We start from the raw sequence: 23,361 nt of genomic DNA on the forward strand, positions 1-23,361 counted from the left end.
TCCATGTAACAGGCGCGTGACGAATCCGGGTGCCTGAGATTTTTCCGGGGAGATTGAGGCATTCCTTTGGCCGAAACGGGACTGCTCGCCCGCCTGCACCGGCCGTAGTCCAACTCCGAAGCCAAAAACTACCGAGCGAGCAGTGGCTCGTTTCAGCCAACTTACGCCTGCGAAAGATAATTCCGGGTCAAAATTTCGAGCGCCTGGCTTCCGGTGTCGTTTTCCGCTCCGACCTCAGCACTGTCGAGGACAAGAGACTTAACAACCTGCGACATCGCATTGATTTTCACGACATCAGGATCGACTTGGGCCGCGGACATATCGATGGCAGCATCATATGCCGCCTGCTTTTGTGAAACCTCCGCCTTGAACGCCGCGGCCTTGAGTGCTGCTGCGGATGGTATCTCGGTCGTAATCGATGCGCCGTCGGGAAGATCGTTATGGATCGAAAACTCTTCGGGAGGGAAATCGCCACGATTAGCTAAAATCACGTCTACCATAGCGTTATGACGGGCATTGTCCGGGTGTATTTTTTGGCCATCGCTCGCAACCCCGTTTTTCAACGCTTTATCGAGGGCATCGGAAAACTGCTGCTGAAGCTTTGCGCTCGAAGAAAATGCCGAAGCTAAGGACTTCAATATCGCGTCGGAAGTCGCGCTGAAAGACGTTGAATTTAGTAAAGTCGTTGCAAAAGCACTTTGCTGACCAAACTGGAGAAGCGACAGTGCAGTGATATTATTTGCAATTGAGATCGACACCACAATGTAATCCTCTCAGATCACCACGCTGACAGTCATCACAGCATGTCTGAGGATTAAGGGGCGGCATCATGCCCCCGCAAAAGAATGACGCAAATATACGAGCATTCCCATTTTCATGCAACCAAAGAATGTTATACCAAGTCGACTAAATCGTCGTACCTGGATGCAGGGGCCGCTTATGGTTTTCTCGTAAAAAAAGAGGCCCGGAAAATATCCGGACCTCTGATCTACCTGCTATCGAACCGTCGGCTTGATGCCGCGGTGCTGCAGATGAAACATGAAGCTTAGTTTACGGCGTCCTTCAGACCCTTGCCGGCCGTGAACTTCGGAACGTTGCGTGCCGGAATGTCCACTTCTGCGCCGGTCGACGGGTTGCGACCCTTGGATGCTTCGCGACGGCTGACCGAGAAGTTGCCAAAGCCGACGAGACGAACGTCGCCGCCGTTCTTCAGTTCTGCCTGGATAACGTCGAACAGTGCATCTACTGCAGAAGATGCGTCCGTCTTCGAAAGTCCGGACTTCTCGGCAACGGCCGACACGAGCTCATTCTTGTTCATGTTTCCACCCCTTTCTTACTGGTTCGAAACGACTTAATTTTTAAGCCGAGACACGCGAAGCGCGACCCCGTCTTGGCAAACCCAATCGCCCCGAACGCCTAGGAATGCAAGGGTTTGCGAGCATTTTTGCAAAAAAAGACCGGCAAAAATGCCGGTCTTCCACTCTTTATCGCTTTTGCGGTGCTCCAGCCCTCGAAAGAAGGCCGGAAAAAGGCACGTCAATGGGCGACGGCAGAGCCTGCTTCGTCGGCCGAATCTACTGCCGGAACGGGCGTAGCCTGTTTTGTCGGGTCCCATTCGATCGGTTCCGGCATCCGCAGCAGGGCATGCTGCAACACCTCGCCGATGCGCGACACCGGGATGATCTCCATGTTGTTCTTCACGTTGTCCGGAATGTCCGCCAGGTCCTTGGCGTTTTCTTCCGGGATCAGCACCGTCTTGATGCCGCCGCGAAGAGCAGCAAGCAGCTTCTCCTTCAGGCCGCCGATCGGCAGCACGCGACCGCGCAGGGTGATCTCGCCGGTCATCGCCACGTCCTTGTTGACCGGGATGCCGGTCATGATCGAGACGATGGCGGTTGCCATGGCAACGCCGGCCGACGGACCATCCTTCGGCGTCGCGCCTTCCGGCACGTGCACGTGGATATCGCTGGTGTCGAAGCGCGGCGGCTCGATGCCGAAGTCGATCGCCCGCGAGCGGACATAGGATGCCGCCGCAGAAATCGATTCCTTCATCACGTCGCGCAGGTTGCCTGTCACCGTCATGCGGCCCTTGCCGGGCATCATCACGCCTTCGATGGTCAGCAGTTCGCCGCCGACTTCGGTCCAGGCAAGACCCGTGACGACACCGACCTGGTCGGTGCGCTCGGCTTCGCCGTGGCGGAAGCGCGGAACACCCAGATAGTCCTGGATATTCTCGGCAGTGACCTCGACCTTTTTGGTCTTGCCCTTGAGGATTTCGGTCACGGCCTTGCGGGCGAGCTTCATCAGTTCGCGTTCGAAGTTGCGAACGCCCGCCTCACGGGTGTACTGCTGGATCACGGCGGTCAGCGCGCCATCCGTTACCGAAAACTCCTTCGGCTGCAGGGCGTGATCGGCGATCGCCTTCGGCAGCAGGTGCCGCTTGGCGATTTCCAGCTTTTCCTCTTCGGTGTAGCCGGCGATGCGGATCACTTCCATGCGGTCCATCAGGGGCGCCGGAATGTTCAGCGTGTTGGCCGTGGTGATGAACATCACGTTGGACAGGTCGTATTCGACTTCCAGGTAGTGGTCCATGAAGGTCGAGTTCTGTTCCGGGTCCAGCACCTCGAGCAAGGCCGACGACGGATCGCCGCGGAAATCCTGGCCCATCTTGTCGATCTCGTCGAGCAGGAAGAGCGGGTTGGACTTCTTCGCCTTCTTCATCGACTGGATGACCTTGCCGGGCATCGAACCGATATAGGTGCGGCGGTGACCGCGGATTTCGGCTTCGTCCCGAACGCCGCCGAGTGCCATGCGGACATACTCACGGCCGGTCGCCTTGGCGATCGACTTGGCGAGCGAGGTCTTGCCGACGCCGGGAGGGCCGACGAGGCACAGGATCGGGCCTTTGATCTTGGCCGAGCGGGCCTGGACCGCGAGATATTCGACGATGCGTTCCTTGACCTTGTCGAGACCGAAGTGATCGATTTCCAGCACCTTCTCGGCGTTGTTGAGATCGGTCTTGATCTTGGACTTCTTGTTCCACGGAATGCCCAGCAGCCAATCCAGATAGTTGCGCACGACGGTCGCTTCCGCGGACATCGGGCTCATCTGGCGCAGCTTCTTCATTTCAGCTTCCGCCTTTTCGCGGGCCTCCTTGGAGAGCTTGGTCTTGGAAATGCGCTCTTCCAGTTCGGCCATCTCGTCGCGGCCTTCCTCGCCGTCGCCGAGTTCCTTCTGGATCGCCTTCATCTGTTCGTTCAGGTAGTATTCGCGCTGGGTCTTCTCCATCTGGCGCTTGACGCGCGAGCGGATGCGCTTCTCGACCTGCAGAACCGAGATTTCGCCTTCCATGAAGCCGAGAGCCTTTTCAAGCCGCGCTTTCACGCTCGTCGTTTCAAGCATTTCCTGCTTTTCGACGATCTTGATCGACAGGTGGGAGGCAACCGTATCGGCGAGCTTGGAATAGTCCTCGATCTGGCTGGCGGCGCCAACCACTTCGGGGGAAATCTTCTTGTTGAGCTTCACATAGCTTTCGAACTCGGAAACGACCGAGCGGCTGAGCGCCTCAATCTCGACCGGGTCTTCTTCCGGCTCGGCAAGAGCGTGCGCCATCGCCTCATAGAAATCCTCACGGCCGGTATAGCCATCGATTTCCGCGCGCGAACGGCCTTCGACCAGCACCTTGACGGTGCCGTCGGGCAGCTTCAGCAATTGCAGCACATTGGCGATGGTGCCGATCTGGTAGATCGCCGCCGGCTCCGGATCGTCGTCGCTGGCGTTGATCTGGGTGGCAAGCATGATCTGCTTGTCAGTGCCCATCACCTCTTCCAGCGCGCGGATCGACTTTTCGCGACCGACAAAGAGTGGCACGATCATGTGGGGGAATACCACGATGTCGCGCAGCGGCAACACCGGATAGGTCGCGCTCTCAGTTGCCGGAGACGTTTTATTCGTCATGTCAGTTCCTTTCCGTCCCGTTTCCGGGCCCGTTACCCGGAGCGTTCAAGGTCGCTCCGCGTCATCATATTTTCATGGAACAAGTGGAGAGTGGGAAACTCGATTTCAACCCTCATCCCCGCCACCCATCCTCGTCCAATGCGCAAGCGCGGCGCCACGTCGCCGAACCGTCACGGATTATTAAATGGCACCGGGCTGTTGCGGACCTTGCCGCAGACCTTGAACGCAAACACCACCGGACGCGCCGTACAGAATCGTCAGATAATCGCGTTGTTGCGATCGTTTCGCAATGACCGAAAGACGCAACAGGTGCCTCCTACGTGGAGCTTACACGAAAAACCGACATGAAAAAGGCCCGCGCGATGGCGGGCCTTGAATGATTGCAACGAACCCAGTCATTCCCTCCTCCGTCATGCTCGGGCCTGTCCCGAGCATCTTCCAGCACCTCCGCATATGAGGGCAACCTGAAAGCTCCTCGGCAAGAGGCCGAGGATGACGACAGTGAGTGAGACACGTCCGGCATTACGCCGAAACGTTGGCCTTTTCTTCCGAACGCTCCGAGTAGATGTAAAGCGGCCGGGCCGAACCCTTGACGACGTCGTCGGAGATGACGACTTCGCGCACGCCTTCCAGCGTCGGCAGTTCGAACATCGTGTCGAGCAGGATCTTTTCCATGATCGAGCGCAGGCCGCGGGCGCCGGTCTTGCGAACGATCGCCTTGCGGGCGATTTCGCGCAAGGCGTCCTCGTGGAAGGTCAGTTCGACGTCTTCCATCTCGAACAGGCGCTGGTACTGCTTGATCAGCGCGTTCTTCGGCTCCGACAGGATCTGGATCAGCGCGGCTTCATCAAGGTCTTCCAGCGTCGCCAGAACCGGCAGACGGCCGATGAATTCCGGGATGAGGCCGAACTTCACCAGATCTTCCGGCTCCAGTTCGCGCAGCACTTCGCCGACGCGGCGATCTTCCGGCGCTCGCACCGCGGCACCGAAGCCGATCGAGGTCTTCTCGCCACGGGCGGAGATGATCTTGTCGAGACCGGCGAACGCGCCGCCGCAGATGAACAGGATGTTTGTCGTGTCGACCTGCAGGAATTCCTGCTGCGGGTGCTTGCGGCCACCCTGCGGAGGAACGGAAGCGACCGTGCCTTCCATGATCTTCAAGAGCGCCTGCTGAACGCCTTCACCCGACACGTCGCGGGTGATCGAGGGATTGTCCGACTTGCGCGAGATCTTGTCGACTTCGTCGATGTAGACGATACCGCGCTGGGCGCGCTCGACATTGTAGTCGGCAGCCTGGAGCAGCTTCAGGATGATGTTTTCGACGTCTTCACCGACGTAACCGGCTTCAGTCAGCGTCGTGGCGTCGGCCATGGTGAACGGCACGTCGATGATGCGGGCGAGCGTCTGGGCAAGATAGGTCTTGCCGCAGCCGGTCGGGCCGACGAGCATGATGTTCGACTTGGCAAGCTCGACATCCGAGCCCTTGGCCGCATGCGCGAGACGCTTGTAATGGTTGTGAACCGCAACCGACAGGATGCGCTTGGCCTGCTGCTGGCCGATGACGTATTCGTCGAGAACCTTGATGATCTCCTGGGGCGTGGGAACGCCGTCGCGGGACTTGACCATCGAGGTCTTGTTCTCTTCGCGGATGATGTCCATGCAGAGTTCGACGCATTCATCGCAGATGAACACCGTCGGTCCGGCAATCAGCTTGCGGACCTCATGCTGGCTCTTGCCGCAGAACGAACAATAAAGGGTATTCTTGGAGTCACCGCCGTTGCTACCGCTGACCTTGCTCATATCACTTTCCTTCCAGCACGCCGGACACCTCGCGCAAGGCACCACGGACCAGTCCAACTGTCCCGATCTTTCGGCGCGCAACAGCGCCGGGCATCAGGACTTCCGGGAGCACGAACCGGCTTCGAACACCACGCTCGATCACGCGGAATTGACAGCCGGTGGCAACGTTTCTCCCACCGATAACCGAAAATGCTAGGACCTCAAACTCAACATAGCATTAACGGTCGATATTAACGGCTTTGGGCTGCGGATAAAGCCCCGTGACAGTTACAAATGTGTCACAAAAGGCCCTATCCGCACACAAAAGCTTGAAATCAGCCCTGCGCTTCCGCCTCGGAGGCTTCGCGGGAGGTGATCACCTTGTCGACGACACCCCAGGCCTGGGCTTCGTCGGCAGTCATGAAATGGTCACGGTCGAGCGTCTGTTCAACCTCTTCGTAGGTCCGACCGGTGTGCTTGACATAGACCTCGTTCAGGCGGCGCTTCATCTTGATGATGTCGCGGGCATGGCGCTCGATGTCCGATGCCTGGCCCTGGAAGCCGCCCGAAGGCTGGTGAACCATGATGCGGGCGTTCGGCGTCGCAAAGCGCATGTCCTTGTGGCCGGCGGCCAGCAGCAGCGAGCCCATGGATGCGGCCTGGCCGATGCACAGCGTCGAAACGGCCGGCTTGATGAACTGCATCGTGTCGTAGATCGCCATGCCGGCGGTGACGACGCCACCCGGCGAATTGATGTAGAGGGCGATTTCCTTCTTCGGGTTTTCCGCTTCCAGGAACAGGAGCTGGGCGCAGACGAGCGTCGCCATGTGATCTTCCACCGGGCCGGTGAGGAAGATGATCCGCTCTTTCAGAAGACGGGAGTAGATATCGTAGGAACGTTCGCCCCGGTTGGTCTGTTCGACGACCATAGGAACGAGGGCCATGGCGGTATCAACGGGATTTCTCATATCAAACCTTTGTCTGTCTGGCTCGCAAAGCCTTTGCGCACCGGGAATCATCGAAAATATCTCGATCTCATACATAGAGTGTCCCTAAGGTGCACTTCAAGACGCCACGTGGCTATAACGTTAATAGCCGTCCCAGCGCGTATGAGCCGATCCTACATCGATTACCGTGTGCCGCATCTAGCGAGATTCGGGGAGGAATCCATGGGGAAAACAGACCCCGAGCCCCCGCCTCCCGTCCTTGCGCGACACATTGTCAACAAAGCGTAAAGCCTTGATCGCAAATGTGTCGGGATGTCGTCAAAGCTGGGATTCGATCGGCAATATCTTGATGATCCCGGCCGTCGCGCGGCGAATGAAGCCCGCCTCCGGCTCCCGCTTCAGCCGGCGGGCTGCCCCCTCCTCCCGGTCGAACCACTCCAGCCGCTCCCCCTTCAGCGCAAGACGAAAACTGTTGACGTCGCGTGTCTCCTCGGCAAACACCGCATCGACCCCGGCCACGAGGTCGGGGTGGGTAAAGAGCATGCCCATCTCCGTATTCAGCGAAGCCGAGCGCGGATCGAAGTTCATCGAGCCGACAAAGGCGGTCGCCCCATCCACCGTAAAAGCCTTGGTGTGGAGGCTGGCGCCCCGCGATCCGAACAGCGACATGCGCCGCCGCTCGCCCGGCGCATGCGTCGCCTTCAGCTCGAAAAGCGCCGCTCCGCTGCGCAGCAGCTGCTTGCGATAGTTGGCATAAGCGCCGTGGACCGCCGCCACATCCGTCGCGGCCAGCGAATTGGTGAGGATGGAAATTTCGACCTTGCGCTGGATCAGGTCCGCGATCCTCGCCGTTCCCTGCCGGCCCGGAATGAAATAGGGCGAGATGATGCGGATATCGTGCTGTGCAGAGGTCAGCACCGGCAGAAGCTCCTGCATGATCCAGTTGCGCCGTTTTTGCAGATGCGCCTTTTCCGGCGGATCGCTGACAAGGCGGATTTCCGAGGTCCAGTGGATTTCGCCCTCGCCGGTATAAAGCGCACCCGTCGCCATATCCCGCTCGACCTCGTCGAGATAGTGCCGCGCCTCCGGCGTTCTCACCCGCTGATCCAGCCGATAGCGCAGCTGCGGCAGATAATGACGGCGCGGCGTGCGCAACGCCCCGATCGGCAGCACGACGCCGCTGTTCCAGTAGCGATCGAACATCTCGGCCGCCTGCTCGACCACCGGCCCCACCATCCAGATATCGAGATCGCGGAAATTCGCCCGCTCGTCGGCATCGAAATAGGCGTCGCCGATATTGCGTCCGCCGGCGATCGCCACATGGCCGTCGGCGATCCACGCCTTGTTGTGCATGCGCCGGGTGGCGCTGAGCGGGCGCAGCATCATTTCCAAGCCGCGCCGGAGGCGGTCGGTGCGGGCGCGGCTCGGGTTGAACAGCCTGACCTCGATATTCTCATGGGCATCGAGCGAAAGGCACATGCGGTCGTGCAGGCCGGCATTGATGTCGTCCAGAAGCAGCCGCACCCGCACGCCCCGGTCTGCCGCGGCGATGATTTCGCGGGTCAGGAGCTTTCCGGTCAGGTCGTTCTTCCAGTAGTAATACTGCAGATCGAGGCTGCGCCCGGCCTGCCGGGCCGACACCGCACGGGCGGAAAACGCATCGATATTGTCGGCGATCAGCACGGCGCCGCTTTTTCCCTGCTGGCCTTCGACAAGGGCCGTGGCCAGACGGTCGATCTGCGTTTCATCCCGTTCGGGTGGCAGCGAAAAAGACGGCGCGCCCTGGAGATGCCGGCCGAAAAGCCCATAGACATAGGCGGCAGCGGCCGCAAGCAAGGCGGCAAGAACGGCCGCGATCACCAGAAAGACGGAGCTCATCGCCAGCCTCGCCTTCGCCTAGGGCTGCTCGGCCGACACACCGTCGACCGTCTTGACCGTATTGATCCCGAGAGCGCCCTGGAGGTCGATGAAAGCCTTGATCGGCAGGTGATCGGAGGCGACGCGCGCCAGGGGCGTGTTGTGCACCTCAACGCCCGTCACCAGATTGTGCGGGCTGCCCATCACCCGGTCGAGCGCAAAGAGCGGAAACCGCGAGGGAAAACTCGGCACCGCCGTCGCCATATGATCGAATTTGGGGCTGAGGGACGCCAGCGCCGAACGGCGTCCCATGCGCCACTCGTTGAGATCGCCGATCAGCAGCGTCGGCCGCTCCTCCGCCTCGCTGATGGCCTTGAGGATCGCGTTTGCCTGCTGGGCGCGGGAATGGCGCAGGAGACCGAAATGGGCGGCGATGATCCTGAGCGGCCCGATCTTCAGATCGAGATCGACGACGAGCGCGCCGCGTGGCTCGACGCCCGGAAGCTTCAGCTGATGCACCTTGGCGACGACGCCCTCACGCAGCAGCAGCACATTGCCGTGCCAGCCATGCCCCTTCGGCGAGAAGGCCGAGACCGGGACCGAAATCAGGTGGCAATCGCGGTGCAGCCGCTCCATGTCGAGCAGCCCCGCCCGCTCGCCGAACCGCTGGTCCGCCTCCTGCAGGGCTATGATATCGGCATCGATTTCGGCGATGACCTCGGTGATGCGGCCGGGATCGAAGCGTTTGTCGACGCCCACGCATTTGTGGATGTTGTAGGATGCGATGACGGCGTCGCCGCGTCCACCCGAAGGATCTCTGCCTGCCAGGGAAACGCGCTTTCCGCGCAATGCGGCGAAAATGCCCCCGGAGATGCTTTTCTGCGGCGACTTCATCGCTGCTCCCAGTCGTTCCATGCGGTAAAATCTAGATTGGATAGCCGGGATGGCAAGAGAGATGACGGCCATCCTGCCGAAAAAGAGCTGCCCACGCACTCCCTGCGGTGGACGGCAAGGAAATGCGACTTGCCGCTCTCCCGGCCAGATTCTAAACCGGTCTTATCAGAGACGGAGACCGCCATGCCCGCCGTAATCGACAGCGCCGCCCGCCGCATCAGCCTTGATGTCAACGATCCCGCCTTCTACGCCAACCCGCTTGAAACCTATGCAAGGTTCCATGCCGAGTGTCCCGCCTTCCAATGGGAGGAGCAAAGTCAGTGGTATTTTGCGGGCTATGACCGGGTAAACGGCCTGCTGCGCGACCGCCGTTTCGGCCGCCAGATCCTGCATGTAGCGACCCGCGAAGAACTCGGCATGTCCGAACCCAAGCCGCATGTGAAGGATTTCGACCGGATCGAGGAACACTCGCTCCTGGAACTCGAACCGCCGGCGCACACCCGGCTGCGTACCCTCGTCAACCGCGCCTTCGTCTCCCGCCAGATCGAGCAGTTGAAGCCGGAAATCGAGGCGCTCTGCCACCGGCTGATCGACGGTTTCGAGAAGGACGGCGAGGTCGAACTCCTCAAGACCTATGCCGAAATCGTACCGGTGACGGTCATCGCCCGCATGCTCGGCGTGCCCGTCGAGATGGCGCCGAAGCTGCTCGACTGGTCGCACAGCATGGTGAAGATGTATATGTTCAACCCGAGCTACGAGACGGAACTGGAAGCCAACCAGGCTTCCGCCGATTTCGCCGGCTACCTCAAGGAACTCGTCGACTGGAAGCGCGAAAATCCCGCCTACGACCTCCTGACCCACATGATTGTCACGGAAAAAGACGGCGAGCGGCTGACCGACGACGAACTGATCTCCACAGCCGTCCTGCTCTTGAACGCCGGCCATGAGGCGACCGTGCATCAGGTCGGTAACGGCGTCAGCACGCTTCTGCAGACCGGATCTGACCCGGCGACCGTGTTCGCCGACGACGCGACGACGGAAAGGACCATCGAGGAGACAATGCGCTTCGCCGCGCCGCTCCACGTCTTCCAGCGCTATGCGCTGTCCGATATCGAGCTGGAAGACGGCATCAGCCTGAAGAAGGGCGACAAGATCGGCCTGCTTCTCGCCGCCGCCAATGTCGATCCGCAGAAATTCAGCGATCCCCTCGCCTTCCGGCCGGATCGCAACGAAGGCGCCCATCTCTCCTTCGGCGCCGGCCTGCATTTCTGCATCGGTGCGCCGCTCGCCCGTCTGGAGCTACGCCAGTCCCTGCCGATCCTGTTCGAACGCCTGCCGGACCTGCGGCTGAAAGAAGAGCCGAAGGTAAAGGACAGTTATCATTTTCATGGGCTGGAGCGGCTGGATTTGGTGTGGGGGTAGTTTTTCTTTCCCCCCACCACCCTCGGTGAGGGTGGTGGGGCCGTACAAAAAAGTGGTATGCATTTCCGCATGTCTGAAAACCATTCCCACCTATGGCCTGGAGTACCGCTCGCTCTCGGGGCAGCCGCTTTGTTTGGCGCGTCCGCGCCACTTTCGAAATTACTGATTGGTTCAGTTGACCCATGGCTACTTGCGGGAATTCTGTACCTCGGAGCCGGGTTGGGTTTGGCCGCGATACACTGGGGCCGGCCGCTGCTCGGATTATCCAATATCGAGGCTCCGCTTCGAGGCCCCGATATGCCATGGCTTGCCGCTGTCATCGTTTTCGGTGGGATGCTCGGGCCAATTTTTCTCATGTTCGGACTGTCTCGGACATCAGCCGCATCGGGCTCGCTGTTGCTCAATTTGGAAAGCCTGGCCACGATGGCAATCGCGTGGGTGGTATTCCGAGAGAATGTCGACAGACGTCTGCTGCTCGGAGCAGCGGCCATTGTGGCCGGAGCCGTTCTTCTCTCATGGAACGGCCAGGCGCTTAACCTTGATATCGGTGCCCTCTTCATAGCGGCTGCGTGCTTATGTTGGGGCATAGATAACAACCTGACCCGGAAGCTCTCCTCAGCCGATCCGGTGCAAATTGCCATGCTCAAGGGCTTGCTGGCGGGGTCGACTAACCTTGCAATCGCGTTGGGGCTTGGCGCAGGGTTACCGAGCGCGACAATTGTCGCGGCGGGAGCTATTACCGGCTTCCTTGGTGTCGGGATCAGCCTCGTGATGTTTATGCTCGCGCTCCGCCATCTCGGCGCAGCACGGACAGGAGCGTACTTTTCCTTGGCCCCATTCATCGGCGCAGTCCTTGCTCTGCTGCTGTTTCGAGAGAATCCCTCTTTACAGCTTCTCGCGGCCGGGCTGTTGATGGGCTTTGGGCTTTGGTTGCACCTTTCGGAACGCCATGACCATTGGCACGTTCATGAGGCGCTTGAACACGATCACGCTCACACCCACGACGATCATCACCAGCATACTCATGACGGGCCAAGCGATGAGCCCCATTCGCATCATCATCGCCATGAGCCCCTGCGTCACAAGCATCCGCACTATCCGGATTTGCATCACCGACACAGCCATGAAAATGCTGCTGAGTGACACGCACATCTGATGAGGGTGGCAGGGCTGCGAGGTATGTATCAATGTCCCGGTTTACCAATGCCGTGGCGGAAATTGTCCTATTAAACTTGTCATCGAATACCATTGCGACAGCTGTTCTTACGCCTGACAGAGGGGCGGAAACCACGAAATTCTCCATCCCCGAACCCCCCGCTCCGCGCCCCTATGCCATCATCGCCTTGTCCCGTTATCGGCTACACCGCGAGGCGTCGCGGCGAGGCGGGGCTGGCACCGGAGCTGAAAGCGGGACGCGATCTTTCTTCTTCGGGGTCGGCAGAAAATGCTCCCCTTCTGCGGACGCCCGGATTTCCGGAGTCTCGCCGCAGGCGTGCCTGTGCGGCACACAACGCCCTTTTGTAATAAAGGGAAGCAGAGGGAGCGGAGTTGCCGGCAAAAACTGCAAAACGGGGCGCTTCCGGGCGTCATTCTACTTAAATCTTGTTCGCGGCACCCAGAAGCGCCCCGGCCGAGACCCGAACCAACGAATAGCCACGGCGGTTTTCCGCGCGTGGATAGAGCCGTATCGTTGAAAAGAGGATCTGGGTCGCATTGTCGCAGAGTGCGAAGAGGCAGGGTAAAATGGCACCTCTACCTCAACAGCAACAAACAGCTCACAGCCGGATCACATAATCCTTGCGAGTCGTTTCAACGACTTCCCAGGTTCCCTTGAAGCCGGGTCTCACGACCATCCGGTCGCCGGCTCTCAGGTGCACCGCCTCGCCACCCTCTTCGGTCACGATCGAATAGCCGGAGAGAACGTTGAAATATTCCCACTCGTCATAGACGATCCGCCATTTGCCCGGCGTCGCTTCCCAGACGCCGGCATAGAGGCCGCCATCGACCTCTTCCAGGTTCCAGGTGCGAAACTCCGGCGCCCCGGACATCAGCCGGTCTGCCGCCGGCGCGCCGATTTCCGGCTCGATCGTCGAAAGGTCGAAGAGAAGGGCCTTGCTCATGCTGTCTCCGAAATCGAAAGCCCCGCGGCGCTGACCGCCGCGGGGCGAAAATGGCATCATGCCTTGGCGAGCGACTGTTCCAGATCGGCGATGATATCGGCGACATCCTCGATGCCGACCGAGAGGCGCACGACCTCCGGCCCGGCGCCGGCCGCCGTCTGCTGCTCGGCCGAAAGCTGGCGGTGCGTCGTGGAGGCCGGATGAATGACCAGCGAGCGAGTGTCGCCGATATTGGCGAGGTGCGAGAACATCTCCAGCCCCTCGACGAAGCGCTTGCCCGCCTCATAACCGCCCTTCAGCCCGAAGGTGAAGACCGCACCCGCGCCCTTCGGCGAATAGCGCTGCTGCAAACCATGGTTTCCATCGCCTTCGAGGCCGGCATAGTTCACGTATTCGACCTTCTCATGCTTCGAAAGCCAAGTCGCGACAGCCAGTGCGTTGTCGCAATGGCGCTGCATGCGAAGCGGCAGCGTCTCGATGCCCGTCAGGATCATGAAGGCGTTGAACGGCGAGATCGCCGGGCCGAAATCGCGCAGACCCAGGACACGGCAGGCAATCGCAAAGGCGAAATTGCCGAAGGTCGCATGCAGCACGATACCCGCATATTCCGGGCGCGGCTCGGACAGCAGCGGATATTTACCGGATTTCGACCAGTCGAAGGTGCCGCCATCGACGATGACGCCACCCATGGAATTGCCGTGGCCTCCCATGAACTTGGTCAGCGAATGCACGACGATATCGGCACCGTGCTCGATCGGCCTGATGAGATAGGGGGTCGCCATGGTGTTGTCGACGATCAGCGGCAGGCCGTGACGGCGCGCCACTTCGGCAATCGCGGCGATATCGACGAAGGTGCCGCCCGGATTGGCGAGGCTCTCGATGAAGATCGCCTTGGTGCGGTCGTCGATCTGGCTTTCGAAGCTCGATGCGTCGCGCGAATCCGCCCAGCGCACATGCCAGTCGAAGGACTTGAACGAGTTGCCGAACTGATTGACCGAACCACCGTAGAGCTGCCTGCCGGCAACGAAATTGTCGCCGGGGCTCATGATCGTGTGGAACACCAGCAGCTGCGCCGCATGGCCGGAGGCCACGGCCAGCGCCGCCGTGCCGCCTTCGAGCGCGGCCACGCGCTCTTCCAGCACCGCCTGCGTCGGGTTCATGATGCGGGTGTAGATGTTGCCGAAGGCCTGCAGGCCGAACAGCGAGGCCGCATGGTCGGCGTCGTTGAAGACGAAGCTGGTCGTCTGGTAGATCGGCGTCGCGCGCGCGCCGGTGGTCGGGTCAGGCTGCGCGCCGGCATGGATGGCAAGCGTATTGAAACCGGGTTTCGTGCTCATGAAAATATCCTCCCTCGAAAAGTCGCGGCACTATTCCAGAGCCGATCCCCCGCCGTCAAAGATTGTTTTTCCAAAATACTGATAATTCGAGCACTTTCGCTTTCGGGCTCAAATGACCAGCCGCGGATATTCGATCGCCGGGCAGCGATCCATCACCACCTTGATGCCTCCGGCTTCCGCCTTCGCCGCGGCCTGATCGTCGCGCACCGAAAGCTGTCCCCAGATCACCTTTGGACGCTGCGGTAAGGCCAGAATCTCATCCACAAGCGCCGGCAACTGATCTGCCGCGCGAAAAACATCGACCATGTCGACAGGCTGCGGCACATCGGCCAGCCGGGCATAGACCTTCTGTCCCTGGATTTCCTTGCCCGCCTGCCCCGGATTGACGGGATAGACCGTGTAGCCCTTGCGCAGAAGGAAGGCCATGACCCGGTAGCTCGGTCGCTCCGCATTCGGCGAAGCACCGACGAGCGCGATCGTCTTCGTTTCGGTGAGGATGTCCCTGATGAAATAATCAGGATAGCTGTCGTGGTTCATGATTCTGGCCGCTCCTTGTCGTCAAGGGATAGTTGGAACGGCAATCGACGGTGTCAACCGCTCCCTTCCCTGGCCGTTTGCGCCGAAGCCGCCAAATCTGGCCGTTTTGCCTCTTCCCGCAAGGATTGCGGTTGCAAATCGCCGGGCGGCGTTTCAGAAGCGGATGAACACTTCCTTCCCCCGCTTCTTCCCAGAGGTCATCGTGGCTCCCGACGTTATCGCGCTTGTCCTTCTCGGAGCCGTCCTGCATGCCACCTGGAATGCGTTGGTCAAGGCCGGCACGGAAAAGTCGCTCGATGCCGCAATGATCGCACTGGGTGCTGCCGTCGTCGCCGTCCCCTTTCTGCCCTTCGTACCCTTTCCGGCCTCCCCCTCCTGGCCGTTCCTCATCGTCTCGGCCTTTTTCCAGTTCGCCTATTTCCAGCTGGTGGCAGCGGCTTACCGCGCTGGCGATATCGGCCTCGTCTATCCGCTGATGCGCGGCGTCGCGCCGCTGATCGTCGCCTTCACCAGCGGCTTCATCCTCAAGGAACAGCTCTCGACCGGCACGCTCGCCGGCATCCTGACGATATGCACCGGCGTCCTGACGCTCGCCTTCGAAGCCCGCAAGGGTGGAAAACACGCGATCCTCTTGGCGCTCGCCAATGCCTGCGTTATCGCCAGCTACACCTATGTCGACGGCATCGGCGCACGCCTTGCGCAAAACCCGATTTCCTACACGCTCTGGATGGCGCTGCTGCCGCCGGTCCTGCTTTTTGCCTGGGCTTTTCACAAGCGCGGCGTGGCCCCGGTGGTCTTCCACGTGCGCCATCAATGGTGGCGCGGCCTGATCGGCGGCGGCGGCTCGCTTGCGGCTTACGGCCTGGCACTCTGGGCAATGACCAAGGCCCCGGTCGCGACTGTCGCGGCACTGCGCGAAACCTCGATCCTCTTTGCCGTGATCATCTCGATCGTCTTCCTGAAGGAACGCGTCAGCCCCTTCCGCATCGCGGCCGCGGGGCTGATCGCGCTTGGGGCGCTGCTCTTGAAGCTGGCTTGAACGGTGCGGCCTACTTCCACTCCGGCATCCGCTTGCCGAGAAACGCGCCGATCCCTTCCAGCGCATCCTCCATCAGCAGATTCTCGACCATCACCTCAGTCGCAAAGGCATAGGCCTCCTCCAGCCCCATCGCCGCCTGCCGGTAGAAGGCCTGCTTGCCGATCTTCACGGCTTCGGGCGACTTGGAGGCGATCACGGCGGCATATTTATCCACCACCTGCCGCAGATACTGCTTCGGCACGATGCGGTTGACGAGGCCGAAATCCTTCGCGGTCGAGGCATCGATCGTCTCGCCGGTGAGCAGCATTTCCATGGCCTGCTTGCGGTGGGCGGCGCGGGACACCGCTACCATCGGCGTTGAGCAGAAAAGGCCGATATTGACGCCGGGCGTGCAGAAGGTCGCCGTATCGGTGCAAACAGCCAGATCGGCGCTCGCCACCAGCTGGCAGCCTGCCGCCGTCGCAAGGCCGTCGATCTCGGCGATGACAGGCTGCGGCAGCCTGGTGATCCTCAGCATCAGTTCGGTGGCCAGACGCACGGTCTTATCGAAGAAAGCCCGCCCCTGATCGCCATCGCCGCGATGGCTGGTGATTTCCTTCAAGTCATGACCGGCGGAAAACACCTGGCCCACCGCCGCCAGCACGACGACGCGGATATCCGGCATCTCCGCCACCGCATCGAGTTCGGCGATCAACCTTTCCATCATCGCGATCGAAAGGGCATTGGTCGGCGGGTTGTTCAGCGTCAGCCGGAGAATCGCATCCGCCCGCTCCTTCAGCACAAGGCCGCGCTGTTCTTCCGGGTGCAGGGAAACGATATCGGCCATCGGCGGCTCCTTGAATTCGGTATGGATCGAAAACGCGTTGGTACGCCCCGGCCGCACCGCTTTCAACCCGCCACGGCTCTTCGACTTTATGCCGGCTTGCCCGGATGCCGCCGACCGGTTCTAACATCCGGCAAACGACGAAGGAAAACAGCATGAACCCCGTCATGACGGTCGAAGACCTGAACCGCTTCCTGGATACGGACTTTCCCGAAGTCCACACCGACGGGCGCGTGTTCGAGGTGGTCAGCGTCGGCCCCGGCACCGCCGTCATGCGCTTCGATCCGCTGCCCCGGCACCTGCGCCCCGGTGCCACCGTTTCCGGCCCCGCCCTCTTCGCGCTGGCCGATGTCACCGCCTATGTGACGCTGGTCTCCCATATCGGCCCGGTCGCCCTTGCGGTCACGACCAATCTCAACATCAACTTCCTGCGCAAGCCGGAGCCGAAACCGCTGGAATGCCGCTGCCGAATCCTCAAGCTCGGCAAGCGCCTCGCCGTCCTCGACGCCGAAATATCAGCCGCCGGAGACACCGATATCGTCGCCCACGCCACCGCGACCTATTCGATTCCGCCGAAATAAAATGTGGTATTATAAAACCACACAAGCATGCCATTGATTTTGCTTATCAATTTTTCAAACTAACAAATCTGCTGTGCTTGACCGCATTTTCGACCTTGCGTATAAGCTGCGGCAGATCGCGGTCCTTCGGGGCCGCTTTCCTTTTGGCATGGTTTCAAGCCGGCCAAAGCCAAGCAACAAGAAACGCCCGGCGGCAACGCATCGGGTCCAAACGAAAGAGTTTCACTATGTCAACCTTCGTTCAGAAGCCTGCAGAGGTGGAGAAGAAGTGGGTCCTCATCGATGCCGAAGGCCTCGTTGTCGGTCGCGTCGCTTCCATCATCGCCAACATCCTGCGCGGCAAGCACAAGGCAACCTACACCCCTCACGTTGATGATGGCGACAACGTCATCGTTATCAACGCCGAGAAGGCTGTCCTGACCGGCAAGAAGTACTCCGACAAGAAGTACTACTGGCACACCGGTTATCCGGGCGGCATCAAGGAGCGCACCGCGCGCCAGATCATCGAAGGCCGCTTCCCGGAGCGCGTTCTCGAGAAGGCCGTCGAGCGCATGGTTCCGCGCGGCCCGCTCGGCCGTCGCCAGATGAAGAACCTGCGCGTTTACGCCGGTTCCAACCATCCGCATGAAGCACAGCAGCCGACCGTCCTCGACGTCGCCTCGCTGAACAGCAAGAACACAAGGAGCGCCTGATCGTGGCTGACCTCTCTTCTCTGAAAGACCTCGGCACGGCCACGGAAGCTTCGGCTCCGGTTCATGTCAAGAAGGTCGACGCCCAGGGTCGCTCCTACGCGACCGGCAAGCGCAAGAACGCCGTTGCCCGCGTATGGGTCAAGCCGGGCTCCGGCAAGATCGTCATCAACGGCAAGGAATTCGCTCACTACTTCGCCCGTCCGGTTCTGCAGATGATCCTGCGCCAGCCGATCGTCGCTGCTGCCCGTGATGGCCAGTTCGACATCGTTGCGACCGTTGCCGGCGGCGGACTCTCCGGCCAGGCCGGTGCGGTTCGTCACGGTATCTCCAAGGCTCTGACCTACTTCGAGCCGGGCCTGCGCTCGGTCCTGAAGAAGGGTGGCTTCCTGACCCGCGACAGCCGCGTTGTTGAACGTAAGAAGTACGGTAAGGCCAAGGCCCGCCGTTCGTTCCAGTTCTCGAAGCGCTAATCGCTTTTCGGATTGCACTCATGGAAAAGGCGGCCTCCGAGCCGCCTTTTTCTTTACCTTGTTGCGGCCTGCAAACAGGCGGCAGCTTTCCTGTGCTGTAAACTCAGCGCAGCTTGCATTCAGTGATTAAGCGAAATCCCGGAGGCCACACCGGCCCATCCAGGCAAAAGAGTAATAAGCGAGCCAAGCTACCAAATCGCAACATCCGCCTGGAATTCAGCTGCCCAGGCCGGATGCCCCCTGCAGATGCTGTACCTGGGACGGATAGAGCTTCCTCATTATCTGGTCCACGACGATCCGTGCTCCTGCTTTGGTGAAATGCAATCCGTCGGAGAGGAATGCAACGCCGTTCGAAGCCAAGGTACAGAGGCCATCTTTGCGCTCATTGCAAAAGCCGTCTTCAGTCTGGACCTTCAGCGTCGTGGGACTCGCCGCTTTCTCCAAAATGCCGCGGCTGTTCATCGATGCGGCCACAAACTCCTCATAGGTAATTGTGAACGACGGTCGTGGAATACCCTTCAACATGAGCTGGGCGATGCTGTCCGTGACGTCCATCTTGGTCGTCGGATGACCGAAAACTAGAACAACACGAATACCAGCCTTTTCCAGCTTCTGGATCGTATCGGACAATTGCGTGACGAGGAATCCGCGATCGCGGTTGGCAATGCGCTTTTCCTTTCCGTCCAGCACATAGCCGTCGTCATCAAGAAATTTTTGCCATGAGGCAGCAAGAATTACGGTATTCACGCCAGATGTGAGTAACTGCTCCATCGCCTGATCGTTAAAGGCATCACAACTTACAGCGCCTGGAAGATCGTCCCGATACACGTTGAGCAGCGGCGCACAAAATCCGTGCGTCAACTGCTGCAAGGCAATTCCTTTGCGATCCAGCGCATCTGCCAAAGCCGGGCTGATGGACGAGGCTATGGAATCGCCCCAGATCGCATAGCGCGTCGGATGCTTCTCGTTGAAGAGACATCGCGTGATGGGAAAAGCCGGCATGCCACCTTCCTGGGTAAACATGCAGTTTCGACTCCAGTCGCTCTGTCTTTCCATTGCGACGACAGCCTCCGGCAACCGCGACGGAAGGCCGTGCGTTATCTGTCCGGTCAAACCAAGCGACGCCAGCAACACGACCGTCAGCCCCAACCCGGACACCAGCGGACGCCAGCCGACGACACGCTGACCGTGGGAGCGCCGCAGCGGCTCCTCGACATAGCGCCATGAAAAATAAGCGAGCAGGAATGACAGGGCACCGAGCGCCAGCATCGTCGAAAGCGCCGGCTCCTCCGGGCTGCGGATGCGTGCGAACACCATGATCGGCTGATGCCAGAGATAGGCGCTGTAGCTGATTTTGCCAATCAGCAAGAATGGCTGAACCGAAAGGATGCGCGCCAGCAGCGTGCCGCGAACGCCGAAAACGAGAATGCCAGCGGTCGCAACCACTGGAATAACGGCGGCAAGCGGAGACCATCCGTCTTGGTCATCGAGTAGGAAAAACGATGCAACAAGGATCGTGGCGGCGCCTAGTGACAGTGCATTGTTTCTCGCTTGATCGCGGGAGGCCGGAACGAAGCTGGCGAGCGCGCCCGCCATCAGTTCCCACGCCCGGCTCGGCAGCAGGAAGAAACTGGCTGTCGGATGGCTCGCCGCCCACCACAGGGACGTGGCGAGGCTGGCGGCGGCAATGCCCGCAAGCATGCCCACAACCGCCCGCTTCGATAGGCGCGGCCAAGCGATCAGCATCAGCAGCGGAAAGATCAGATAGTATTGCTCTTCGACCGCAAGGCTCCAGGTGTGCAGGAGCGGCACCAGATTTGCATCCTGGGCGAAATAATCCTTCTCCAGCCAGAAATGGATGTTGGAGTATGAAAAGACGCTGGCCGTCATGCTTTGCGCATAGTTCCGAAAATCTTCCGGCAGCATCCATATCCACGCGAAGGGAACCGTGCAGGCAAGCACCAGAAACAGCGCCGGCAAAATCCTGCGGGCGCGGCGCTTGTAGAAATCGACGAGCGAAAAGCTGCCCTCGTTCAATCCCTTCACGATCAGCGACGTGATGAGATAGCCGCTGATGACGAAAAACACGTCGACGCCGATAAATCCGCCCGGCAATTGCGCCAGACCGGCATGATAAAGGATGACGGAGGTCACCGCGAGCGCGCGAAGACCGTCGATTTCTTGTCTATAGTGGTTCATCGGCAAATTATAAGTATCTCACAGGCGCAATCCAAGGGCAGCGGGCGCAGGGCTGTCTTGCGCGCATTAAGCGGCTGATTGTGGCTATTCCAAGCAAGCTGCTGCTTATAGACGGCAAGCCGCATCCGCCAGCATCGAATTGTCTCACTCCACAACCTTCGCGTTTACCGCATATCCCCGGTTTTAGATCGGCAGTTCCGTCGAGAATTTGAGTTCTCGCAGCACGAAGCTCGACACGACGGTCCGCACATGTGGATTGCGCATCAGATAGCGGGTCATGAAGGCCTCGTAGCTTTCGACATCGCTCGCCCGGATCTTCAGCATATAGTCGAAAGCGCCCGAGAGCGCATAACATTCCATGATCTCCGGCCGCTCCAGCACCACGGAGGCAAAAGAGGCGACCGCTTCCTCGTGGTGATCCTCCAGCGTCACATGGGCGATGACACAGAGCTTGAGATCGAGTTTGCCGGGGTCGAGCAGCGTGACGCGCTTGCGGATGACGCCATCCGCCTCCAGCTCCTGCATCTTCCGCCATGCCGAACTCTGGGACATGCCGGCCTTTTCAGCCAGTTCGGACAAGGAGAGGCTTCCATCAGCCTGGACAAGTTGCAGCAGCTTACGATGAAAATTCCCATTTTCTTTCATGATAGGCTCAATCTCCGGGAAAATCTGCCAAGATTATGGACGCGCGCGGCGGGAAAGAAAGGAAAAACCTTTCGATCGGCAGCATAATTACCGGATGAAGCGCAGCATCCGGGAGGATCGGATCAATGACCAAGGAAAGCAGCTACAGCGCCAAACTGCCCGGCCCAGACGGGATTTACCCCTACACCGCCGAGGAAGACGCGATCTGGGGCGAACTTTATGCACGCCAGATGAAGCTTCTGGCCAATATGGCCTGCAGGGAATACCTGGATGGCGTCAAGACGCTGGGGTTGACGCCGGACAAGGTTCCGCAATTGCGCGATGTCGATCGTCGCCTGCACGAGACCACCGGGTTCGGCGTCGAAGGCGTGCCAGCGCTCATCCCGCCTTCGCGCTTCTACGAACTCCTGTCCCAGGGCAAATTCCCGCTTGCGACCTTCCTGCGCCGCCGCGAGCATATCGACTATATCGAGGAGCCGGACCTGTTCCACGAGGTCTTCGGCCATTGCCCGCTGCTCACCAACCAGAGCTATGCCAATTTCGTCCGCCATTTCGGCGAAACGGCCGTGAAACTCGGCAAGGGCTATTCCTGGCACCTGTTCCGCATCTTCTGGTTCACGGTCGAGTTCGGCCTGATCAACACGCCGGAGGGACGCCGCTGCTTCGGCGCCGGCATCGTCTCGTCGCCGAGCGAAGCCAAGGCCGCCATGGAAGGCACGGCCTGCGAATTCCGACCGTTCGATCTGATGACGGTGCTCAGGACCCCCTATCGCATCGATATCGTCCAGCCGATCTACTACGTCATCGACAGCTTCGCCGATCTCGAAGCCATCACCATCAACGATATCGGCGGCATGATCGAAAAGGCGAAATCGCTCGGCGATTTTGCCCCGACCTACGAGGCCAAGGCCTCATAGGCGGCGAATTATCTGGCGGACGTCCCGAACGGGGCCTTGCCTTCCCGTGGTCGATTGTCCAACGTCTCGTCATCGAACCGACGAGACGGATCATGGCCAACAAGACGATCGACCACGCCATCACGGCAACCTCCCTGACATCGGCCGCGTCCGATCCCACCCACGCCGGCATCCTCTCTTTCATGCGCCGCCGGTATACGAAGAAGCTCACCGGCGTCGATGCTGTCGTCTGGGGCATTCCCTTCGATGCCGCGACCTCGAACCGACCCGGCGCCCGCTTCGGGCCGCAGGCGATCCGCCGCGCCTCGGCGATCTTCGACAACGATCCGCAATATCCCTTCGAGCGCGATCTCTTCGCCCATATGGCGACGATAGATTACGGCGATTGCCTGCTCGACTACGGCAACCATTCGAAGACACCGGCGACGATCGAGCGGGAAGCCGCGAAAATCCTCAAGAGCGGCGCCTTCCTGCTCACCCTCGGTGGTGACCATTTCGTCACGCTGCCGCTGCTCCGGGCCCATGCCGCCGTTCACGGCCCGCTTGCACTGGTGCATTTCGATGCGCATCAGGACACCTGGCCGGATGAGAAAGGCCGCATCGACCACGGCTCGTTCTTCGGCCGTGCCGTGCGCGAGGGCCTGATCGACACGGACGCCTCGATCCAGATCGGCATCCGCACCCATGCGCCCGAGGATTACGACATCCGCATCCTCTACGGCTACGATGTCGAGGAGATGAGCACGCAGGCGATCGCCGATGCGATCATCGAACAGGTCGGCGACAAGGCGGCCTATCTCACTTTCGATATCGACTGCCTCGACCCGGCCTATGCGCCCGGCACGGGCACGCCGGTCTCCGGCGGCCCGTCGAGCGCAAAAATCCTGTCGGTGATCCGCAAGCTCGGCCCGCTGCGTTTCAAGGGTGCGGATGTGGTCGAAGTGGCGCCGGCCTACGACCATGCCGATATCACCGCCATCGCCGGCGCGACCGTCGCCATGTACATGCTGGGCTTGCATGCGGAAGAACTGGCGGAACGCGAACCGGTTGCCTGAGACGCAAATTCTAAGGCAAACGGCCTTTGCGTTGTAAGGCCGTCGCACAATGTATATAGGATCGTCGCCAGCCGAGCCCGATCTTGAGAG

Annotated in this window: 21 protein-coding genes; 8 read left to right on the forward strand and 13 right to left on the reverse strand. The window is 60.2% G+C overall.

What is annotated here, in order from left to right; genetic code table 11:
- Positions 1 to 161: 161 nt before the first annotated feature.
- The 7 genes from ASC86_RS00260 to ASC86_RS00290 all read right to left on the reverse strand — a co-directional run bounded on the left by ASC86_RS00260 (position 162) and on the right by ASC86_RS00290 (position 9,434).
- On the reverse strand, positions 162 to 758 hold the full coding sequence (locus tag ASC86_RS00260; RefSeq protein WP_210170351.1) for a hypothetical protein: 597 nt from the start codon (positions 756 to 758) through the stop codon (positions 162 to 164).
- 287 nt (positions 759 to 1,045) lie between these two features.
- Positions 1,046 to 1,318, reverse strand: a complete 273-nt coding sequence (gene hupB / locus ASC86_RS00265) for a DNA-binding protein HupB (RefSeq protein WP_056314729.1) — start codon at positions 1,316 to 1,318, stop codon at positions 1,046 to 1,048.
- Between the two features lie 218 nt (positions 1,319 to 1,536).
- A complete protein-coding gene (lon, locus tag ASC86_RS00270) occupies positions 1,537 to 3,957 on the reverse strand; it encodes an endopeptidase La (RefSeq protein ID WP_056314731.1) in 2,421 nt (806 codons plus the stop codon).
- Between the two features lie 522 nt (positions 3,958 to 4,479).
- Positions 4,480 to 5,757 carry an ATP-dependent Clp protease ATP-binding subunit ClpX gene (gene clpX / locus ASC86_RS00275; RefSeq protein WP_056314733.1) on the reverse strand — a complete coding sequence of 426 codons (1,278 nt, stop codon included), beginning with the start codon at positions 5,755 to 5,757 and terminating at the stop codon, positions 4,480 to 4,482.
- A gap of 314 nt (positions 5,758 to 6,071) precedes the next feature.
- Positions 6,072 to 6,704, reverse strand: coding sequence for an ATP-dependent Clp endopeptidase proteolytic subunit ClpP (gene clpP / locus ASC86_RS00280; protein WP_056314735.1), 633 nt, complete (start codon positions 6,702 to 6,704; stop codon positions 6,072 to 6,074).
- Between the two features lie 297 nt (positions 6,705 to 7,001).
- Positions 7,002 to 8,561: a phospholipase D family protein gene (locus tag ASC86_RS00285; RefSeq protein WP_056314737.1), complete on the reverse strand. Its 1,560-nt coding sequence runs from the start codon at positions 8,559 to 8,561 to the stop codon at positions 7,002 to 7,004.
- A gap of 18 nt (positions 8,562 to 8,579) precedes the next feature.
- Positions 8,580 to 9,434 carry an endonuclease/exonuclease/phosphatase family protein gene (locus ASC86_RS00290; RefSeq protein WP_056314738.1) on the reverse strand — a complete coding sequence of 285 codons (855 nt, stop codon included), beginning with the start codon at positions 9,432 to 9,434 and terminating at the stop codon, positions 8,580 to 8,582.
- Positions 9,435 to 9,617: 183 nt separating this feature from the next.
- Between ASC86_RS00290 and ASC86_RS00295 the strand changes: the two genes are divergently transcribed.
- Both ASC86_RS00295 and ASC86_RS24880 read left to right on the forward strand, forming a co-directional pair.
- Entirely contained in the window at positions 9,618 to 10,856 is a 1,239-nt protein-coding gene (locus ASC86_RS00295) for a cytochrome P450 (protein ID WP_056314740.1), read from the forward strand.
- Between the two features lie 69 nt (positions 10,857 to 10,925).
- Complete coding sequence (locus ASC86_RS24880; protein ID WP_082509897.1) at positions 10,926 to 11,999, forward strand: DMT family transporter; 1,074 nt, start codon at positions 10,926 to 10,928, stop codon at positions 11,997 to 11,999.
- Positions 12,000 to 12,631: 632 nt separating this feature from the next.
- Here the strand turns inward: ASC86_RS24880 and ASC86_RS00305 are convergent.
- The 3 genes from ASC86_RS00305 to ASC86_RS00315 all read right to left on the reverse strand — a co-directional run bounded on the left by ASC86_RS00305 (position 12,632) and on the right by ASC86_RS00315 (position 14,850).
- The gene (locus ASC86_RS00305; RefSeq protein WP_056318021.1) at positions 12,632 to 12,976 is read right to left on the reverse strand and encodes a cupin domain-containing protein; all 345 of its coding nucleotides are present in this window, start codon (positions 12,974 to 12,976) and stop codon (positions 12,632 to 12,634) included.
- 56 nt (positions 12,977 to 13,032) lie between these two features.
- Complete coding sequence (locus ASC86_RS00310) at positions 13,033 to 14,313, reverse strand: O-acetylhomoserine aminocarboxypropyltransferase (RefSeq protein WP_056314743.1); 1,281 nt, start codon at positions 14,311 to 14,313, stop codon at positions 13,033 to 13,035.
- 108 nt (positions 14,314 to 14,421) lie between these two features.
- Positions 14,422 to 14,850: a CoA-binding protein gene (locus ASC86_RS00315; protein WP_056314745.1), complete on the reverse strand. Its 429-nt coding sequence runs from the start codon at positions 14,848 to 14,850 to the stop codon at positions 14,422 to 14,424.
- Positions 14,851 to 15,052: 202 nt separating this feature from the next.
- On the opposite strand from ASC86_RS00315, the gene ASC86_RS00320 reads away from it, so the two are divergent.
- Positions 15,053 to 15,889 (forward strand): EamA family transporter, encoded by an 837-nt coding sequence (locus ASC86_RS00320; RefSeq protein WP_056318024.1) that lies wholly within the window; start codon positions 15,053 to 15,055, stop codon positions 15,887 to 15,889.
- Positions 15,890 to 15,899: 10 nt separating this feature from the next.
- On the opposite strand, the gene ASC86_RS00325 is transcribed toward ASC86_RS00320, so the two are convergent.
- A complete protein-coding gene (locus tag ASC86_RS00325) occupies positions 15,900 to 16,715 on the reverse strand; it encodes an enoyl-CoA hydratase (protein ID WP_056318027.1) in 816 nt (271 codons plus the stop codon).
- Positions 16,716 to 16,867: 152 nt separating this feature from the next.
- On the opposite strand from ASC86_RS00325, the gene ASC86_RS00330 reads away from it, so the two are divergent.
- The 3 genes from ASC86_RS00330 (at position 16,868) to rpsI (ending at position 18,455) form a co-directional block, all read left to right on the forward strand.
- Positions 16,868 to 17,293: a PaaI family thioesterase gene (locus tag ASC86_RS00330; protein WP_056314748.1), complete on the forward strand. Its 426-nt coding sequence runs from the start codon at positions 16,868 to 16,870 to the stop codon at positions 17,291 to 17,293.
- A gap of 227 nt (positions 17,294 to 17,520) precedes the next feature.
- Positions 17,521 to 17,985, forward strand: a complete 465-nt coding sequence (rplM, locus tag ASC86_RS00335; RefSeq protein ID WP_056314751.1) for a 50S ribosomal protein L13 — start codon at positions 17,521 to 17,523, stop codon at positions 17,983 to 17,985.
- A gap of 2 nt (positions 17,986 to 17,987) precedes the next feature.
- Positions 17,988 to 18,455, forward strand: coding sequence for a 30S ribosomal protein S9 (rpsI, locus tag ASC86_RS00340; RefSeq protein WP_056314754.1), 468 nt, complete (start codon positions 17,988 to 17,990; stop codon positions 18,453 to 18,455).
- 216 nt (positions 18,456 to 18,671) lie between these two features.
- Here rpsI and ASC86_RS24885 read toward each other — a convergent pair whose 3' ends face one another.
- Entirely contained in the window at positions 18,672 to 20,654 is a 1,983-nt protein-coding gene (locus tag ASC86_RS24885; RefSeq protein WP_082509821.1) for an acyltransferase family protein, read from the reverse strand.
- Between the two features lie 183 nt (positions 20,655 to 20,837).
- Positions 20,838 to 21,299 carry an Lrp/AsnC family transcriptional regulator gene (locus ASC86_RS00350; protein ID WP_056314755.1) on the reverse strand — a complete coding sequence of 154 codons (462 nt, stop codon included), beginning with the start codon at positions 21,297 to 21,299 and terminating at the stop codon, positions 20,838 to 20,840.
- Positions 21,300 to 21,424: 125 nt separating this feature from the next.
- Here ASC86_RS00350 and ASC86_RS00355 point away from each other — a divergent pair, with 125 nt between their 5' ends.
- Both ASC86_RS00355 and speB read left to right on the forward strand, forming a co-directional pair.
- Positions 21,425 to 22,216, forward strand: coding sequence for a phenylalanine 4-monooxygenase (locus ASC86_RS00355; protein WP_056314757.1), 792 nt, complete (start codon positions 21,425 to 21,427; stop codon positions 22,214 to 22,216).
- Positions 22,217 to 22,308: 92 nt separating this feature from the next.
- Positions 22,309 to 23,271, forward strand: a complete 963-nt coding sequence (speB, locus tag ASC86_RS00360) for an agmatinase (protein WP_056314759.1) — start codon at positions 22,309 to 22,311, stop codon at positions 23,269 to 23,271.
- Positions 23,272 to 23,361 lie beyond the last annotated feature (90 nt).

This window comes from Rhizobium sp. Root1212 (assembly GCF_001424985.1).
Taxonomy (GTDB): domain Bacteria; phylum Pseudomonadota; class Alphaproteobacteria; order Rhizobiales; family Rhizobiaceae; genus Pararhizobium.

What these genes read in the sequence shown, in the direction of transcription:
- hupB (WP_056314729.1), bottom strand. Translation starts at nt 1,318, where the DNA reads ATGAACAAGAATGAGCTCGTGTCGGCCGTTGCCGAGAAGTCCGGACTT.
- lon (WP_056314731.1), bottom strand. Translation starts at nt 3,957, where the DNA reads ATGACGAATAAAACGTCTCCGGCAACTGAGAGCGCGACCTATCCGGTG.
- clpX (WP_056314733.1), bottom strand. Translation starts at nt 5,757, where the DNA reads ATGAGCAAGGTCAGCGGTAGCAACGGCGGTGACTCCAAGAATACCCTT.
- clpP (WP_056314735.1), bottom strand. Translation starts at nt 6,704, where the DNA reads ATGAGAAATCCCGTTGATACCGCCATGGCCCTCGTTCCTATGGTCGTC.
- ASC86_RS00285 (WP_056314737.1), bottom strand. Translation starts at nt 8,561, where the DNA reads ATGAGCTCCGTCTTTCTGGTGATCGCGGCCGTTCTTGCCGCCTTGCTT.
- ASC86_RS00290 (WP_056314738.1), bottom strand. Translation starts at nt 9,434, where the DNA reads ATGAAGTCGCCGCAGAAAAGCATCTCCGGGGGCATTTTCGCCGCATTG.
- ASC86_RS00295 (WP_056314740.1), top strand. Translation starts at nt 9,618, where the DNA reads ATGCCCGCCGTAATCGACAGCGCCGCCCGCCGCATCAGCCTTGATGTC.
- ASC86_RS24880 (WP_082509897.1), top strand. Translation starts at nt 10,926, where the DNA reads ATGTCTGAAAACCATTCCCACCTATGGCCTGGAGTACCGCTCGCTCTC.
- ASC86_RS00305 (WP_056318021.1), bottom strand. Translation starts at nt 12,976, where the DNA reads ATGAGCAAGGCCCTTCTCTTCGACCTTTCGACGATCGAGCCGGAAATC.
- ASC86_RS00310 (WP_056314743.1), bottom strand. Translation starts at nt 14,313, where the DNA reads ATGAGCACGAAACCCGGTTTCAATACGCTTGCCATCCATGCCGGCGCG.
- ASC86_RS00315 (WP_056314745.1), bottom strand. Translation starts at nt 14,850, where the DNA reads ATGAACCACGACAGCTATCCTGATTATTTCATCAGGGACATCCTCACC.
- ASC86_RS00325 (WP_056318027.1), bottom strand. Translation starts at nt 16,715, where the DNA reads ATGGCCGATATCGTTTCCCTGCACCCGGAAGAACAGCGCGGCCTTGTG.
- ASC86_RS00330 (WP_056314748.1), top strand. Translation starts at nt 16,868, where the DNA reads ATGAACCCCGTCATGACGGTCGAAGACCTGAACCGCTTCCTGGATACG.
- rplM (WP_056314751.1), top strand. Translation starts at nt 17,521, where the DNA reads ATGTCAACCTTCGTTCAGAAGCCTGCAGAGGTGGAGAAGAAGTGGGTC.
- ASC86_RS24885 (WP_082509821.1), bottom strand. Translation starts at nt 20,654, where the DNA reads ATGAACCACTATAGACAAGAAATCGACGGTCTTCGCGCGCTCGCGGTG.
- ASC86_RS00350 (WP_056314755.1), bottom strand. Translation starts at nt 21,299, where the DNA reads ATGAAAGAAAATGGGAATTTTCATCGTAAGCTGCTGCAACTTGTCCAG.
- ASC86_RS00355 (WP_056314757.1), top strand. Translation starts at nt 21,425, where the DNA reads ATGACCAAGGAAAGCAGCTACAGCGCCAAACTGCCCGGCCCAGACGGG.
- speB (WP_056314759.1), top strand. Translation starts at nt 22,309, where the DNA reads ATGGCCAACAAGACGATCGACCACGCCATCACGGCAACCTCCCTGACA.